Source organism: Mesorhizobium sp. M1365 (assembly GCF_040317865.1).
Classification (GTDB): Bacteria; Pseudomonadota; Alphaproteobacteria; order Rhizobiales; family Rhizobiaceae; genus Mesorhizobium.
In genome coordinates this window covers 128,841-145,405 of the sequence record NZ_JAMYLG010000010.1, presented here as the reverse complement: position 1 = coordinate 145,405, position 16,565 = coordinate 128,841, and the positions used below count along the sequence as shown (strand labels likewise).

At 62.6% G+C, this 16,565-nt stretch carries 12 protein-coding genes; 6 read left to right on the top strand and 6 right to left on the bottom strand.

The genetic code is table 11. The annotated features are described in order from the left end of the window. Window positions 1–6 precede the first annotated feature (6 nt). Window positions 7–786: a response regulator gene (locus tag NKH04_RS14855; protein ID WP_352492215.1), complete on the bottom strand. Its 780-nt coding sequence runs from the start codon at window positions 784–786 to the stop codon at window positions 7–9. 46 nt (window positions 787–832) lie between these two features. On the opposite strand from NKH04_RS14855, the gene NKH04_RS14850 reads away from it, so the two are divergent. Beyond that, window positions 833–1,519 carry a winged helix-turn-helix domain-containing protein gene (locus tag NKH04_RS14850; RefSeq protein ID WP_352834644.1) on the top strand — a complete coding sequence of 229 codons (687 nt, stop codon included), beginning with the start codon at window positions 833–835 and terminating at the stop codon, window positions 1,517–1,519. A 76-nt stretch (window positions 1,520–1,595) separates the two neighbouring features. Here the strand turns inward: NKH04_RS14850 and NKH04_RS14845 are convergent, their stop codons facing one another. Then, window positions 1,596–1,763 carry a hypothetical protein gene (locus NKH04_RS14845; protein ID WP_023721318.1) on the bottom strand — a complete coding sequence of 56 codons (168 nt, stop codon included), beginning with the start codon at window positions 1,761–1,763 and terminating at the stop codon, window positions 1,596–1,598. Between the two features lie 600 nt (window positions 1,764–2,363). Here NKH04_RS14845 and NKH04_RS14840 point away from each other — a divergent pair. Then, entirely contained in the window at window positions 2,364–2,828 is a 465-nt protein-coding gene (locus NKH04_RS14840; RefSeq protein WP_352834647.1) for a L,D-transpeptidase, read from the top strand. A 47-nt stretch (window positions 2,829–2,875) separates the two neighbouring features. Here NKH04_RS14840 and NKH04_RS14835 read toward each other — a convergent pair whose 3' ends face one another. Both NKH04_RS14835 and NKH04_RS14830 read right to left on the bottom strand, forming a co-directional pair. After that, window positions 2,876–5,962: an efflux RND transporter permease subunit gene (locus NKH04_RS14835; protein ID WP_352613219.1), complete on the bottom strand. Its 3,087-nt coding sequence runs from the start codon at window positions 5,960–5,962 to the stop codon at window positions 2,876–2,878. Next, complete coding sequence (locus NKH04_RS14830; RefSeq protein WP_502913394.1) at window positions 5,959–7,254, bottom strand: efflux RND transporter periplasmic adaptor subunit; 1,296 nt, start codon at window positions 7,252–7,254, stop codon at window positions 5,959–5,961. Before NKH04_RS14830 ends, NKH04_RS14835 begins: the two co-directional genes overlap by 4 nt. Window positions 7,255–7,385: 131 nt before the next feature. On the opposite strand from NKH04_RS14830, the gene NKH04_RS14825 reads away from it, so the two are divergent. The 4 genes from NKH04_RS14825 to NKH04_RS14810 all read left to right on the top strand — a co-directional run bounded on the left by NKH04_RS14825 (window position 7,386) and on the right by NKH04_RS14810 (window position 11,327). Continuing rightward, window positions 7,386–7,922: a TetR/AcrR family transcriptional regulator gene (locus tag NKH04_RS14825; protein WP_352683701.1), complete on the top strand. Its 537-nt coding sequence runs from the start codon at window positions 7,386–7,388 to the stop codon at window positions 7,920–7,922. Between the two features lie 194 nt (window positions 7,923–8,116). Then, the gene (locus NKH04_RS14820; RefSeq protein WP_352681849.1) at window positions 8,117–8,761 is read left to right on the top strand and encodes a carbonic anhydrase; all 645 of its coding nucleotides are present in this window, start codon (window positions 8,117–8,119) and stop codon (window positions 8,759–8,761) included. Window positions 8,762–8,771: 10 nt separating this feature from the next. Further along, entirely contained in the window at window positions 8,772–9,182 is a 411-nt protein-coding gene (locus tag NKH04_RS14815) for a nuclear transport factor 2 family protein (RefSeq protein ID WP_352834649.1), read from the top strand. Window positions 9,183–9,272: 90 nt separating this feature from the next. Beyond that, window positions 9,273–11,327, top strand: coding sequence for a M3 family metallopeptidase (locus NKH04_RS14810; RefSeq protein WP_352817795.1), 2,055 nt, complete (start codon window positions 9,273–9,275; stop codon window positions 11,325–11,327). Between the two features lie 380 nt (window positions 11,328–11,707). Here NKH04_RS14810 and NKH04_RS14805 read toward each other — a convergent pair whose 3' ends face one another. After that, the gene (locus tag NKH04_RS14805) at window positions 11,708–13,045 is read right to left on the bottom strand and encodes an LGFP repeat-containing protein (protein WP_352451262.1); all 1,338 of its coding nucleotides are present in this window, start codon (window positions 13,043–13,045) and stop codon (window positions 11,708–11,710) included. A gap of 224 nt (window positions 13,046–13,269) precedes the next feature. Next, complete coding sequence (locus NKH04_RS14800) at window positions 13,270–16,482, bottom strand: AfsR/SARP family transcriptional regulator (RefSeq protein WP_352873163.1); 3,213 nt, start codon at window positions 16,480–16,482, stop codon at window positions 13,270–13,272. Window positions 16,483–16,565 lie beyond the last annotated feature (83 nt).

Sequence of the window (16,565 nt, the reverse complement as noted above, 5' to 3'; positions counted from 1 at the left end):
CAGGCCTCAGTTATTTTCACCGGCCGGCAGCGAGAAGATATAGCCTTCGCCGCGCACCGTGCGCAGGAATTTCGGGTTGGCCGGGTCCGCTTCGATCTTCTTTCTCAGCCGCATGATGCGGATGTCGACCGCGCGGGACGATTCCGGGTCCTCGACGAAACCGATCGCCTCGGAGATCGCCGCCCGCGTCAACAGCCGGTTGGCGCGCGTCAGGAACACCTCCAGCACGTCGAACTCGCTCTTGGCCATGTCGATGACCGCGCCGTTGGCGCCGGTGACGAGCCTGCCGTCGAGATCTGCGTGAAAGGGTCCGAAGCTCACGGACCGGCGGCCGCCGGATGTTTCAGCCTTGGCCTTTTGTGGCTCGGTCGGCTCAGGAACGCGACGCAGCACGCTGCGCACCCTGGCCAGCACTTCGCGCAATTCGTAAGGCTTGACGATGTAATCGTCAGCGCCGAGCTCCAGTCCGACGATGCGGTCGAGCGCGGTACCGGCGGCCGTCGCATAGATGATGCCGATCGGCATTTTCGACCGCATCCAGCGGCCGAGCGACAGGCCGTCCTCGCCCGGCATGGCGATGTCGAGAATGGCCAGATGGAAGGACTGGGTTTCCAAAAGGTCGCGCGCCGCCGCCGCACTTTCGGCCGTGGCCACATCATAGCCGCTGGCGCCGAGATACTCGGCGACCGCATCCCTCAGGTCGGGCTCGTCCTCGACAATGACAATTCGTGCCCGCACGATGCTTTCGCTCCCGCTTTCAGCGGAAAGTAGATTGGGTATAAACATGATGTCCAGCACTCTTCTTGGGTTGCCGTATGCGGGGTAGAAAAACATGGCTGCACGATCCGTTATCGCGCTTGTTTCCGTCGCTGAAGTAATTGCGACCGATCTCGCCGATCATCTCGAGCGGCGCGGTCATGAAGTCCGCGCGGCGCGACAGCCGTGGGAGGCCGAATCGCTGCTTTCGGCAAAGGGTATCGATGTCGTGGTTGTCGGCGACAGCGTCAGCCAGGCAGAGGGGCGCGACCTGCTCAGGCGACATGGCGGCGAAGGTGGACCGGATTTCATCCTGATCTGCCGCCCGGCCGATCTGGTCGACAAGGTTCTGGCGCTCGAACTCGGCGCCGCCGACGTCGTCGAAAGCCCGCTCAATGTCAGGGAGCTTGCCGCTCGCGTAGGCGGCCTTCTGGCTCGGCGCGGCAGGAGCGCCGGGGAACTGATCGTGCTGGAGAACGCGACCGTCGATCTCCGATCGGCCATCGTCATGCACCGCTCGGGCACGGAAGAACAGCTGTCCCCCGGGCAGGTGGCGCTGCTCAGGCTGTTCCTGGCCAGCCCGCGCAAGGTGCTGACGCGGGACGACATCATCGCCGCCGCGCCCGCCGAAAATGCCGAAGCCTTCGATCGGTCGATCGATTCGCGCATCGTGCGGCTGCGCCGCAAGCTCGATACCGAAACCATCACCACCATACGGGGTGCGGGCTACCGGTTCGATCCGCCGACGCAATTCGCCGATTGAAGGCAGGACGGCCACCCTTTTGTCTTGAGCATCGGATTTTCCCACAACCGGTTTCCACCTTGGGGTCCGATGCTCTTCAGCGCACCACGAGAAGCGACGGGCCGGACGGCATGTCACTGTTCGTGCTGACCTCGCCGGCATGGGCACGTTCCTTCAGCAGCACGGTGGCGAGGCCGGCAATGCCGAGCAGCCCCTGGACGTAAAGCAGCGCGGAAAGCACCGAAGCGGCGAATTTCGTTTTCATCCTGTTCGTTCCTCAAAATTGGAATTTACGGGCACTTCAGGGGAACCCCCGAAGCGCCCGCGCCGCCCGCGGAGCCCCCCGTTGCGGCGCGGGCCTTCGGTCCTCTCGGCTGCAAGTTGCCGGAGGCGCCGCGCATCCTCAACGGCCCTAAGCCGCCCCCGCCAGAGGGGCTTGAGCCGGTCGACGCGCAGGCTGGAAACTGTCCAGACCAATCCAGACCGTAGCGAAAACAGTGTTGGCTTCCGATCGTTCGTTGACCGCTGTTTTCGTCAGGTCAACTTTGCCTGTTCGCTGTATCCGGATCATGCCGCCGAGGCTGCGCTTTGTTGCAGCTCGGTTTCGGAGTCAGGTGACTTCCTATCAAACGAAAGGCAATCGCGTATTCGCGCCGCGGTTTGGCCGATCCGCCTAGGCAAACACGCCACCGTCATGACGACGTCGTGCAACTGCAAGCTGCTTTGCGCGGACCTTTTCTGTTAACCAGGGGAAACAGAATCGAAACACAAACGAGCATCTAGCGAAATCGGCTTGAAACATGACGCCCCGATAAGCCGGTCATCGAATTGAGCCGGTCCCGACCGGCAGAATAGGGGAGACATCATGTGCACTGCCATTTCCGCCAAGCTCATCAACATCGCCGCCGCCGTCATCACCGGTACTGCCTTGCTTGTCAGTGCCGGCAACGGCGCAGCCCACGCCGCCGCCAACAAGATCGTCGCGCGTGTGTCGCTATCGCAGCAGACCATGGAAATCCTGGTCGACGGCCGGCCGACATTCGCCTGGAAAGTCTCGACCGGCGACAGGACGCACGTCACGCCGACCGGTTCGTTCAAGCCGACCCGCATGCATGAAATTTGGTATTCGAAGAAATACGACAACGCCCCGATGCCGCATTCGGTGTTCTTCAGCGGCGGCTACGCCGTACATGCGACAAGCGCCATCAAGCGCCTCGGCCAGCCAGCCTCGCATGGCTGCGTGCGTCTGCATCCGGACAACGCCGCCGATTTCTACCAGCTCGTCGAGGTCTTCGGCCCGGCCAACACCAGCATCGTCATCGTTAAATGAGCGATGCTTCTCGTCGCTCCCAGGCAAGGGCCGGATATTAGCGCAATCTAATCCGGCATTACCGGCATCAGCTTCGGATCCGGCTTTTCGGCGTGATGCGGCAGGTCCTTGCTGGCGACAAAGGTGTAGAACATCGGCACCACGAACAGCGTGAACATGGTTCCGACCAGGATGCCGGTGAAGATCACCAGGCCCATCGAATAGCGTGCCGCGGCACCAGCGCCGCTGGAGATGATCAGCGGCACCACGCCGAGCGCCATCGCCGCCGTCGTCATCAGGATCGGCCGCAGCCGCACCCTGGCCGACGCGATGATCGCATCGCGCCGCCGCATGCCGTGCATTTCACGCTGCTGGTTGGCGAACTCGACCAGAAGGATGCCGTGCTTGGTGATCAGGCCGATCAGCGTGATCAAGCCGACCTGGGTGTAGATGTTGAGCGTGCCAAGCCCGACATTAAGCGGCACGATCGCGCCGAAGATCGACAGCGGCACCGCCATCATGATGATCAGCGGATCGCGGAAACTTTCGAATTGCGCCGCCAGCACCAGATAGATGACGAGCACCGCCGCCGCGAAGGCGATGATGATCGTGTAGCCCTGTTCCTTCTCCTGCCGCGATTGACCGGTATAGTCGATGAAGAAGGTGTCGGGCAGGCTTTGCTTGGCAATGTCCTCGATCGCCTGTAGCCCATCCCCGGTGGTGATGCCGGGCCGCGGCAAGGCAGAGATCGTCGCCGAGTTGAGCTGGTTGAACTGCTCGATGGCGGCCGGCGACGCGTTGGTCGAGATCTTCACCACCGCCGAGAGCGGCACCATCTCGCCCGATACGCTGCGCACGAAATACTCGCCCAGTTTTTCAGGGTTGTCGCGAAAGCTCTGCGGCACCTGCGGGATGATGTCGTAGCTGTTGGATTCGCGGTCGAATTGCGCCACTTCGGCGCCACCGACCAGGAGCGTCAGCGTCCGGCCGATGTCGGCTATCGGCAGGTTGAGCGCGGCGGCGCGGTCGCGGTCGATCGTCACCGTCACTTGCGGCGCGTCGAAGGTCATCGAATTCTGCACGACGATGAAGCGGCCGGAGGCCTGCGCCTTGTTCTTGATGTCTTCGGCCGCCTCGTACACCTGCGAGGCGTCGCCGGTCGAGCGCACGACCATCGTTATCGGCAGGCCGCCGCCGGAGCCGGGCAGCGTCGGCGGCGCGAAGACGAAAGCTTCGACGCCCGCCACCTTGCTCAGGCGGCCCGTAATGTCTTGCTGGATTTCCTTCGAGTTGCGCGTGCGGTCAGCCCAGTCCTTGAACGCAAAGCCGACGAAAGCGCTGTTCGTCTGGCCACCACCGAAGGCGACCGCCGAGAACTGTGCCCGCGTCTCAGGCAGATCCTTGACCAGGCCGAGTATCTGATTGACGTAGGTTTCGGTATAGTCCGACGTCGCGTACCGCGGCGCGGTCACCAGCGAAAGCAGGAAACCCTGGTCCTCTTCCGGCGCCAGTTCGCTCGCGGTCTTGGTGAACATGAAACCGGTCGTGGCGACCAGCGCGAGGACGATCATCAGCGTCACCGGGCGATAGTTCAACGAACCGGTGACGAGCCGCTCATAGATGTGTTCGACGCGCCCGAACGTATTGTCGACAATGCGCTGGAAGCGGCTGTGCGAGCCGGACCTCAGGATACGTGCCGACATCATCGGTGTGATGGTGAGGGCGACGACACCCGAAAGCACCACCGAGCCGGCAAGCGTCACCGCGAATTCGCGAAATAGTGCGCCTGTCAGGCCGCCGGTGAAGGCCAGCGGCGCGAACACGGCGGCCAATGTTATCGTCATGGCGACGACGGCGGACGAGATCTCGCGCATGCCGTTGAACGCCGCCTGCATCGGCGACAAGCCGTCTTCCTCCATGTGGCGGTGGATGTTTTCCACCACCACGATGGCATCGTCGACGACAAGTCCGATCGCCAGCACCATGGCCAGCAGCGACAAAAGATTGATCGAATAGCCCACCGAAAACAGCAGGAAACAGACGCCGATCAGCGACAGCGGAATGGTCACGATCGGCATCAGCACCGAGCGGAACGAGCCGAGGAAGAGCAGGATAACAACGATGACGATGGCGACCGCCTCGCCGATGGTCTTGAACACCTCCTCGATCGACGCACTGATCTGCTCGGTTGAATCGTAGACGATCTCCATCGTCATGCCGAGCGGCAGCGTCTCCTGGATGGTCGGCACAATCTTGTGGATTGCCGCCGCGGTGGTCAGCGGATTGGCGGCCGGCGTCGGAAAGATAGCGAGAAAGATGCCGGGCTTGCCGTTGAAGCTGACCCTGGTGTCGGTGTTCGCCGCGGCGAGTTCGACGCGGGCCACGTCGCGCAATCTCACCACATTGCCGTCCTTCGACCGGAGTGGAAGGGCGGCGAAAGCCTCCGGGGTCTGCAGCGTAGAGCGAACGGTGATCGAAGAAACCACATATTCGTTTTCGGTGTCGCCGGGCGCGGAAAGGAAATTCGATTCGTTGATGGCGGCCAGCACTTCCGCCGCGGTCACGCCGCGCGCCGCCAGTTTGATCGGGTCGATCCAGACCCGCATCGAATATTCGGCTGCGCCGAAGATCTGCACGTCGGCGACGCCTTCGACCGTCGAGATACGCGGCCGCACGACGCGCTCGATATATTCGGTGAGCTGTTCCGGCGTCATGTTCGGGTTCTGCATCGAGATGTACATCATCGCGAACTGCTGGCCGGTGCCCTTGACGATCACCGGGTCTTTGGTTTCGTCCGGTAGATCGCCGCGAACGCTCTGAACCTTCGACAAGACTTCGTTCAGCGCGACGTCGGGGTCGGAGCCGAGCTTCATCTGCACTGTCACGGTGCTGGAGGACGGCCGGCTCGACGACGTGACATAATCGATGTTTTCGGTCGAAGCGACGGCACGCGCGATCGGCGCGGAAATGAACCCCTGGATCAGGTCGGCACTGGCGCCGGGATAGGCCGTGGTGATGGTGATGGCCGTTTCTTCAACCTCTGGATACTGCCGGATCGAAAGGTTGAAGATTCCCTGAAAACCCAGAAGCAGGATCATGCAGGCAAGCACGGTCGAAAGGACCGGGCGGCGGATGAAGAGGTCGGAAAAGCTCATTGCTGGGCTGCCTGCTGGTTCCCTGGCTTGCTCGGATCGATCGTGTTGTCGACGGCAACGGACATTCCGTTGGAGAGCCGGTTCTGGCCGGCGGTAACGACTTCGTCGCCGGGCGCGATGCCCTCCAGAATCTCGACCAGGCCGGCGTTGCGGCGGCCTGGCTTGACGAACACCTGGGCTAGCACGAGCTGCGGCTTCTGTTTTTCCGCTGCCGGCTTGGCTTCCTCTGCCGGTTTGGCTGGGGTAGCAGCCGGCTTTTCGTCGGGTTTTGCCGCGGGTGCTTCGGCCGCGGGCTTGGCAGCATCTGCAGCCGGCTTTTCTTCCGGCTTTGCCTCGGGCGCCGCGCCGTTGGCTTCGGCGGATTTGGCCGGGCGCACCACGAAGACGAAGTCGCCGTACAGGCTGGAAGTCAGCGCCGTCTGCGGCAGCGCCAGCACGTCGTTCTCCTCGGGCAGTTCGACGCGCACCTGGACGAACTGGCCGGGCGTCAGCTTGCCTTCGGGATTGCCGACCTCCGCCCTCACGGTCACCAGCCGGCTGGTCGGGTCGATCTTCGGATCGATGCCGCGGATGCTGCCGGTGAACGGCATGTCGCCGCCGCCGACGCCCAACCGCACCGTCTGTCCGATCTTCAGCTGCGGAAGCTGCTGCTCCGGCACGGTGAAATCGACACGCATCGTATCCATGTCCTGCAAGGTCACCACGGCGGTGCCGGGTGTGAGATACTGGCCAAGGTCGATTTTCGGAATACCGACGGTACCCTTGAAAGGGGCCGTCAACTGCTTTTGGTCGAGCACCGCTTGCAGCTTGTTTACCTGCGCGGCGGAGACCGATGCTGCTGCCTGCGCCGTGTCGAGCGTGGCATCGGTGCCCACCCCGCGCTTCTGCAGCTCAAGAGCGCGCATCAGCGTCGTCTGGTCGGAGGTGGCTTGCGCCTTCGATGCCACGAGGTCGGCTCGCTCGACTTCATCGTCGAGCTGCAGCAGCACGGCGTTGGCGGCGACCTTCTGATTGGCATGGAACAGGATGTCCTTGACGATGCCCGCGGTTTCGACCGTCAGGTCGACGCCGCGTACGGCACTGACAGTGCCGATCGCCTCGATGCCGGGCGTCCATGACATCGGTTTGACGATGACCGTCGACACGGTCGCGGCCGGCGGCTTCATGGTGGCGAAGAACTGTTTGATCGCATTGTCGCGAAACAGGTTGAAGCCGACGATGCCGCCGCACACCAGCACGAGCAGAATGAAGGCGATGATGAAGCGCTTGATCACGAACAGTCCCTCGGCCACGGCCCAGCATAACGGTCGGATGACCGGAACACATACCTGTGCCTGGTCCCAATTTCAAATGACGGCGATCTTACTGTACCGTCTGGACGGTCTTGTCAATTCCGCCTAAGCTAATGAATGGGGAACGCTTGATGAAGGCCCGCAGAGCAAATTCGCGCGAGAAGATCCTCGCCGCCGCCGCCGCCGTGGCGCGCGAGACGGGTCCTGGCAGCCTGTCGCTGGATGCGGTCGCCAGCCGTGCCGGCGTGTCGAAGGGCGGTCTTCTCTACAATTTCCCGACCAAGGCGAAATTGATGCAGGCGCTGGTGGAGGATTACCTGCGCGCCTTCGAGCAGGCCCTGGAGTCCGCCCGCACGGCCGGCGTCAACGGCGAAAGCCCGCTTGCAACTTACATCAAGCTGTCGGCCGAGCATGCCGAGGAATCGAAACCGTCGGCATCCTGGATATTTTCGGCGATTGCCGAGGATCCCGATTTCCTGACGCCGATAAAATCGTTCAGGCGGCAGCTATTCGAGCGGCTGAAGCAGGAGACGCCGAACCTCAAGGCGCTGCTGGTCTGCTATCTCGCCATCGAAGGGCTTCGCAGCATGAACCTGTTCGATTCGGACATTCTCTCCGCCGAAGAGCGCCGGCTGCTGATATCGACCCTGCTGGACATCGCGGAATAGTCGAACCGCCAATCTGCGGTTCTGAACCCGATTAATGGCGGCGTTCGTTCACCTGTGTCAAAATACGGGCTAGCACGTCGAAACCACGCCATCCCGCTTTCCGAAAATCGGTTCCGATTTTCGGGCCGATGCGCTAGAGCCTTTCGGGATTGAACCGAGCTGCCTTCAACCCGGAAAGGCTCCCACCGCTGCCCATGCCCCATCTTCCCGAGCATCTTCTCACCGGCTACCGCAGTTTCATGAGCGGCCGCTATCTCACCGAAAGCGGCCGTTATCGCTCGCTGGCGCGGGAGGGCCAGGCACCGGAAACGATGATCGTCGCCTGCTGCGATTCGCGGGCCGCGCCCGAAGCGATCTTCGATGCCGGGCCGGGCGAGCTGTTCGTGCTGCGCAATGTCGGCAATCTGGTGCCACCCTATGCGCCAGACGATCAGTTCCACTCGACATCGGCGGCGCTCGAATTTGCGGTGCAGAGCCTCAAGGTCAAGAACATCGTGGTGATGGGCCACGGCCGCTGCGGCGGCATCCGCGCGGCACTCGACACCACGGCCGCACCCTTGTCGCCGGGCGATTTCATCGGCAAGTGGATGAGCCTGATCGCGCCCGCGGCCGAGACCGTATCGTCCAGCACCTTCATGACCGCGACCGAGCGCCAGACGGCGCTGGAGCGCATCTCGATCCGCTATTCCATCGCCAATCTGCGTACCTTCCCTTGCGTCTCGATCCTCGAAGGCAAGGGGCGGCTGTCGCTGCACGGTGCCTGGTTCGATATTTCGACCGGCGAGCTTTGGGTGATGAACAAGGACACCGGCGATTTCGAGCGGCCGGAGATGGAGTAGGAGACAAGGCATGACGCGACTTCGGGACGCGTTCGCGGCTGCGGCACTGCTGTGCTCGGCAGATTTCGCCCGTGCCGACGATAGCGCGATCATCGATCGCTGGTATTCGGCACTCCTCGTCGCCGACCGCGGCGAATTGTCGGACCTGCTTGCCGACAACGTCCGCATCAAGCTCGACGACCTCGGCGTCGTGCAAAGCAAGCAGGAATTCATCGCCTCGATCGCCGAGTGGCAAGGCGCCGTCGCCGGGGCCGAAATCCGCCATCGGATCGAGAAATCGGAGGGCGGCGTCACCACTGTCATCGCCTGCTATGATTTTCCCAGCAACGACATGCTGATGCAGGAGACCTTTGCGGTCGCCAACGACCAGATCACCGCCAGTTCGCAAGCCGCGATCGCCGAAAATTGCGACGGCTACTGACGGAACCATGAACGGGACCCGCTGTTGCGCGCAACGGGCCGGCGCCTTACATCGGTGACGATCCGCTTCTCCCGCCCACCCAGCGAAAGTTTGCCCATGCCGTCAACCGTCGACCTCGCCGCCCATCCGCTGACCGCATGGCAAGGGCCGTTCGGCCTGCCCGATTTCACGCGCATCGGCGACGGCGATTTTTCTCCGGTCTTCGACGCGGCCCTGAAGGCGCATGAGGCCGAGATCGAGGCGATTGCCGGCAACACCGGGACGCCGACGATCGAAAACACGCTTGCCTCGCTCGAGCTTGCCGGCGAGGCGCTCGACCATGTCTCCTCGATCTTCTGGTGCCGCGCCGGCGCCCACACCAATGAGGCGATCCAGGCGCTGGAGCGCGACATCTCGCCAAAGATGTCGCGGCATTACTCGGCGATTTCGATGAACGAGCGACTGTTTGCCCGCATCGACGATCTCTATCAGCGCCGCGAGGCTTTGAAGCTCGATGCCGAAACGCTGCGGGTGCTGGAAAAGACCTGGAAAAACTTCGTCCGCTCCGGCGCCAGGCTCGACGCCGAAGGCAAGAAGCGGCTGGCCTCGATCAACGAGGAATTGTCGTCGCTCGGCACCAATTTCGGCCAGAACGTGCTTGCCGACGAGCGCGACTGGGCGTTGTTCCTCGACGAGGCCGACCTGGCCGGCCTGCCGGAATTCCTGAAAAGCTCGATGGCGGAAGCCGCCGAGATGCGCGGCCAGAAGGGCCGCTACGCCGTCACTTTGTCGCGTTCGATCTACGAGCCGTTCTCGACCTTCTCAGAACGCCGCGACCTGCGCGAGACGGCGTTCCGCGCCTTCATCATGCGTGGTCAGAATGGCGGCGCTACCGACAACACGGAAGTGGTGCGCGACATGCTGCGCCTGCGCGCCGAGAAGGCGAAGCTGCTCGGCTATGCTTCCTACGCCGCATTGAAGCTCGACGACACCATGGCCAAGACGCCGGAGGCGGTGCACGCGCTGCTCGATCCGGTCTGGGAAAAGGCGGTGGAAAAGGCCGCAAGCGACCAGGCCGAATTGCAGCGGCTGGCGGTCGAGGCCGGCAGCAACGAGAAATTCGCTGCCTGGGACTGGCGCTTCTATCAGGAGAAGCTGCGTGCAGAGAAATTCGCCTTCGACGAGGCCGAGCTGAAGCCGTATCTGCAGCTAGACCGCATCATCGACGCCTGTTTCGACGTGGCAACACGATTGTTCGGCATCTCTTTCGAAGAAAAGAAGGGCATTGCCACCTGGCATCCGGACGCTCGCGTTTTCGTCGTGAAGAATGCCGACGGCAGCGAGCGCGGCCTGTTCCTCGCCGACTATTTCGCGCGGCCTTCGAAGCGCTCCGGCGCCTGGATGAGCGCGCTGAAATCCGGCTACAAGCTTGGCGATGGCTCCAAGCCGGTCATCTACAACATCATGAATTTCGCCAAGCCGCCGGCCGGCGAGGCAGCCTTGCTGTCGGTCGACGAGGCCAAGACCCTGTTCCACGAATTCGGTCACGCGCTGCACGGCATGCTGACCGACGTTACCTGGCCATCGGTCGCTGGCACCTCGGTCAGCCGCGATTTCGTCGAGCTGCCCTCGCAGCTCTACGAACACTGGCTGACGGTGCCGGCGGTACTGGAAAAGCATGCGCTGCATATTAAGACCGGCAAGCCGATGCCAAAGGCGCTGGTCGACAAGATGCTGGCGGCGCGCACCTTCGGCGCCGGCTTCGCCACCGTCGAGTTCACCGCCTCGGCCTTGGTCGACATGGCCTACCACGCCCGGCCGGATGCACCGGAACAGGCGCTTCGTTTCGAAGCCGAGACGCTCGAAAAGCTCGACATGCCTGACACCATTGCCATGCGTCACCGCACCCCGCATTTCGGCCATATCTTCGCCGGCGATGGCTATTCTGCCGGCTATTACTCCTACATGTGGTCGGAAGTGCTCGACGCCGACGCGTTCGCCGCCTTCGAGGAAACAGGCGATCCCTTCAATCCGGCGCTGGCCGAGCGGCTGCGCAAGAACATCTACGCCGCCGGCGGTTCAAAGGACCCGGAAGAACTCTACACCGCCTTCCGCGGCAAGATGCCTTCCCCGGAAGCGATGATGGCCAAGCGCGGGCTGGTGTGATGCATGCCCGCTCTTGTCACCGTTCTCTTTCCATCCTGATTGATCTCGGCTGTCATGGCGGCGGGTTGCGCACCGCCTGATCCGGTTTCCGCCGGTCCCGTTCGGCCTCGTTGGCTGCGGCCGCGTCGTTGAGGTGACCGCACTTAATGCGGTCTCCATCGTTCCGGCCGAAGGAGCCGCGTTCATGGCGGCGCTACGGGCTGTGCGGGGTTAGGCAACGACAGCTTGCCCGCTATGCTGATCGGCCGCTGCCGCATCCGGACCGCGCCTTGCGACGACCGCTACGGAAACTCTCAGTCGCGAAGTGGCAGCCCCGCCAATGGAAGGCCGGGCTGGTAAGTTTGATTGTCTCGGCGAAGGTTTTTGCCGAGGCGATTGGCCTAGGCAGGCACAAAGCCAAAATAGGCTTTGTAGGAAGCCCCCTCGCCGGAAATCAGGGGCGTTTCCACTTTGAACCCAATCCCGCTGAAGGTGGTATTGTTCGTACGTGCCGCGAGCAACACCATCTGCTTTGCGGAGATGGTCACTGTCGCGCTCCCGATCCTGTCATCGCCCCAATCGAAGAGATCGCTGATGGCGCCGCCGATCGATGGCATCAAGGATCCCAGGGCGGGGCCGGCTATCGCGGCAATGATAGGTCCTGCCACCGGAATGAGGCCCAAAGCCAGCGTGCCCGCCGTATGGACGCCCATGACGATCTTCTGCACCTCGTCCTTGTATTTGTTGGGGTCGCCAAAATCGTTTTCCATCAGCACCGTGCCGATATTGATGCCGTAGGGCTTGCCTCGATAGATTTCCATAAGGTCGGGTCTCGTATCTCCGGCATCGACGTCGCCATAGACCTGGCTGCGCCTGGTGTCGGCGATCTGCGGCGTTGTCACGCTGACGATGACATAGGGTTCGTCCGCACTCGATCCCTGATCCCAGTCGGTCTCGCCGAAGCAATGGAGGCCGGTATAGTGGACGACGACGTCTCGAAGGTCGATCGCGCCGGTGTCGGGCCACCAGTATATGCCGCCGTTTTCAAACAGATTGGCACGGCCACCATCGGCAAATTCGGTCTCGTCGGTCGTGGGATATCCCAGATATGACTGTTCCCAGCCCAGGCTCTCCCACTTCTTGCGGATGTCACCGTACACCACGTTGGCTCCTGTGTTCGGTGTCCAGTAGATCGAGCCGGCATTGGCAAAATGGTTGTAGCGCCCGACGCCGTCGGGAGTTCCGGTTTCGTCGGTGACCGGATAGCCGAGAACCGAGCGCTCCCAGCCCATTGCTGCCCATTTGCCGCGAATTGCCCCCCAAATCGCTTGAGCACCGGTGTTCGGTGTCCAGTAGATCGAAGCGGTATTGTTGTTGAAGTGATTGTATCGGCCGACGCCGTCGGGAGTTCCGGTTTCGTCGGTGCAGGGAATGCCCCACGCGAGACCGCCAAGCGCAATCCACTTCCTGTAGATTTCGCCATGGATCTCAAAGGCGTCGTGCATGGCATCGTTGTAACAAATGCATGAGCCGTTCTTGAGATACCAGGCTTTTCCAGTGTCCTTCCTGTCGATCTCGGCGAAGCCGGCGCCTCCAAGGGAGTTGTACTTTTGCTGTATGACAGCTTCGGGCGAGAGGAGCGACCAAGGCCCGATCCTGAGCTGGTCGGAAAGTCTTGTGGCTCCAGCGCGGATGGTGCCGGCACGCACTCTCGAAGTTGCTCTGGCAGTATACGGCATGACCTTTTCCTTCCTGTGAGTGTTGGTATCGGGGGCTTCAGGCCTCCGGCGATCGGTTTTGATCGACGAGCCGAGGTTCCCAGACCGCGACTTACGGACGGCTTACAGAGTTCCGAGCTGCGCCAGAGTAATTCCAGGAAAAGTGTGGAACGGTTTTCCGTCCGGAATTGCGCAAAAATAAAGAGATAGAGCGGTTCGGCGTTTCCGTGAAACGATGAACCGGTCTAGAGAAACGGGCGCACGAGCGAACGCAGCAAAGGCGAGGGCTCGTCATCGCCGGTCGAAGCGAGCGCGCGTTCATAGCGCCGGTAATCCTCGATGGCGCCGGCATGATCGTTCCTGGAGAGGCTCTCCTGGATGAGCGTGCCATGGAGTTTGGCCGATTCCGGGTAGAAATCGAGCGCACGCCGGCACGCCTGGCGTGCCCGATCCGCATTGCCTTGACTCTGCCAGTGTTTGGCGATCCGCACGGCAAGCTCCACAAACCCATCCCGCACCCGGTCGGCCGCGGCATTCGACCAGGCGGGCATCGGGGCATTCGAGAAAAGCGGGCCGACAAAGCCTTCCAGCAGCATCTCCTGCTCCTCGATTGCGCAGTCTCTTTGGCCCGACAGAACGGGTTTCAGCCGGTCTTCCCAATCCTGCAGATCGATCCAGACCTTGTCGGCAGCGAGCCGCAAACGGCCTTCTCTCAGCGTTACGAGTTCGCCTTGCCCGAGCAATTTGCGCAGACGATGCAGCGCCTGCTCCAAGGCCGCTTTGGCCTGGTCGCCGTCGAGGTCGGGCCAGAGCCAATCCTGCAGGGTTTCCACCGAACAGACCTGGTCCCTCGACAGGCAGATAATGCGCAATATGTCGAGCGCGCGGGTAGGTTTGGCACCGGGCGCGACCTCGGCACCATCGATTTCGAGGCGGAAGCCTCCCATCAAGTGGATCCTGAGCGGCCAAGGCCACTGGACGGGTCGGCCAGCGGGCGGGACCAGATATCGCGCCCGAACGACACGGCGGCAGAGATCGACGTCGATCTTTCGCTCCAGCGCATCGGCGACAAGATCGGCCAATAGGTCCGGCAGGTTGAGCAGGATTGCGGAGGGGTTGACCTGGCGCAACGCCTCCATGAATTCAGCCAGACGACTGCCATAGGACGCGCCGCCGTTCCACTTCTGCTCCAGGGCCCGAGCGGCCAGAATGTTGAGTTCGACGCGCTGGCGAGGGCCGCCGCTCAGCCTTTCGACGATCTCCTGGAGTAGCGCAATGGCCTCCGCTGGACGCCGATCGGCCAGCAGGACCTGGTATTTGGTGACGTAATGCGGCCAGCGTTCGATCATCGGCTCATTCGCCCGCTCGATCGCATCCATGAAGGCATCGCAGTCGAGATAAGCCTTGACGAAGTCGCCGTTGCGCGTGTGCATCGCCGCGTGGCAGTCGGCGACTACAGCGACCTGGGTTGTGAACCTGCTGTCCGCGATCTCGCCCAGCCGGGAGACGAGCGCATTGAATTCCGAGAACCTGTTGTGAAGCTTCATCAGCAATTGAAGCTGATAGAGCGCGCTGAACTCGACGCCCCGTAAGGCGTGCTGCTCGCCTATCGCCGTTGCGCGTCGCAACGCATCCTCGGCCGAGGCATAGACAAAACCGCGCCGCGAATAGGGGAAGTAACGGCCGCTGGCCGAGCCAAAGGACACCAGCCACATGCCGAGCACCAACGGCGGGATATCCGGATGTTCGAGATCGGCGGCAACGCTGTCCACGGCATTGGCAAAAATGTCGCGCTGCCCCGACGAGGTCGCGTAGTCGATGAGCGCTTCGCTTGCCAGCAGGCGCAACTCGACCGAATCCTCGATCGGCAGATGTGTCAGGCGCTGCTGGATATCATTCACGAGGCGCTTCGCGTCATGGGCGTCGAATTCGCCAGGTTCGGCGAAATCGACGGCCCGCAGGATGCCGAGCCTGACCATCATGAGTTCCTCCGGATCCAACTCCGGCAATCCCTTGGCAAGAACCTGTGAGGCTCGGCGCGTCCAATCCGCCAGCCCCTCATGCGTACGCCAGCTGGCGGTCTTGACTACGACCGCCCGCGCCACCGTCAGGCATTGGCCGCGCATGTCGGTGTTCTCGAATGCTTGCCATGCCTTGGAGAAGTGCGGTTCGGCCTTCGCATCGTCCGATGCGAAGGCGACGCCCAGCCAATAATGGACCCACCCGTCCATCTGGTCGGGGGGCAGCCTGTTGCACCATTCGACGAAGCTGGCCCTGCGCCCTTGCGTGAGAACGCCGTTAGCGCACTCCAGAATGAGCTGGCGTGCCAGCGGCCAGGCGCCCGCCTGCAACGCCAGCACGATTGCCGCGTCGGTTTTGTCTGCCTCGTGCAGGACCTTTGCTGCCTGCTCGCGCAGCCTGGAACGGTCCGCTTCCGTCACGCGCCGGTCCAGTAGGCCGGCAAGGTATTCGCGCAACAAGTCATGCAGCTGGAAGGCGGCGCCGCCCGGACCGTCGCGCGTGATCAGCAGCTGGCGATGCTGCAGCCGCACCAGCAGGCGAGCAGCCTGCGGCGAGCCCAGGAACGCATCGGCAAGCTCCGTGCTGATCTCCGGCAGAACGTTGAGCCTGATAAGCAGATCCTGGTCCTCCGGCGCGATGTCGCGCAGGAAATAACGTCCGACAATCTCCCGAAGGCCGGCGCCCCCGGCAAGGCCGGTCTGCGAAAGCGGGTAGTACATTCCGGCGTTGGCCAGCAGGAGAAGGCCCACCGCCCAGCCGCGCGCCTCCGAAATGTCGCCGACCTCGGACGGCGATTGCGAGCGGGCGGTGACGAGGTTGCGAGCCTCCCCAGGCGAAAACTCCAGCAGCGTTTGGTTGAGCACCGGCAACTGTCCCGACAGCACGAGGTCGGCGACGTCGCCCTCGGGCAGCATCCGCGATGTGCAGATGCAGCAGACAGTGTTGGGGCGTTCGCGCAACAGGATCGCCAGCGTCCGGCGAAAGCCTGGCGCATCGGCACGATGCAGATCGTCGAGGACCAGGATCGTGCCCGGATCAAGCCGCGAGAAATAGGTGCGGAAGAACAGCCGCGCGAAATCGTCGGAATTGTCGGCATATTCCGGACCAAAGACCGGCATGCCGGCATGCCTGCCGTCGAGCGACAGCGTCAGATAGTGGAAAAGGCGCGCAACGTCCTGGTCCTCGGTGTCGACCCGATACCAGTTGTACGCCGATTCGCCTTGCTTCAGCCCGCCTTGTTCCAGCCCGCCGTGTTCCAGAAAGTCGATCACCGCGGTGGTCTTGCCGTATCCACCAGGCGCCGCCAGCCAGCATGCACCGCTGTCGAGGGCCTGCGAAAGCAGCGCCACTACGCGCGGACGGCTGACAATTCCCACTGGCCGGGGTGCCGAGAGCTTTGCTATCTCGCGCGGCGCGTCCCGGAAGTATTTATCCATTGTGAGGACTCTCGCAGCGCAGTCGCCTCGCCAAAACAGGTAATCGGTTCGCCCGCAACAACAAATCGCCGGCCGGCGTTGTG